This window comes from Pseudomonas sp. 2(2015), from assembly GCF_000955865.1.
Taxonomy (GTDB): Bacteria; Pseudomonadota; Gammaproteobacteria; order Pseudomonadales; family Pseudomonadaceae; genus Aquipseudomonas.
Genome location: NZ_JYOF01000042.1, coordinates 1 through 309 on the forward strand (window position 1 = coordinate 1; position 309 = coordinate 309).

At 61.2% G+C, this 309-nt stretch carries 1 protein-coding gene (only partly in view); it reads left to right on the forward strand.

The features are described from left to right. The coding region annotated (locus UB48_RS28075; protein ID WP_045202385.1) for an immunoglobulin-like domain-containing protein crosses the window boundary (this coding region is incomplete at both ends): on the forward strand, nucleotides 1–309 show 309 of its 506 nt. 197 nt of the annotated region lie beyond the right edge of the window.

Consider the following 309-nt stretch of genomic DNA (forward strand, 5'->3'; position numbering starts at 1 on the left):
GTCAGCAAATCACCATCCCTGTAGGTTCCAGCACCGGCACCGTGGACTTCGTTGCACCAAACAACGTGCACACCACAAACCCAGACCTGACCAACAGCATCACCGGCACCACCGGCGGTAACTACGAGAAGCTGGACACTGCGGGCAACCCGGTGACCACCGTCACCGACGGTCCAGGCACCGACGACACCACCAGCCTCAAGCTGACCGCGACTCCAACGGTCAATGAAGGCGGGTCGATCACTTACACCGCGACGCTGACCAATCCGGCCGGCACCGAGATGAAGGTCACCCTGAGCAACGGTGAAG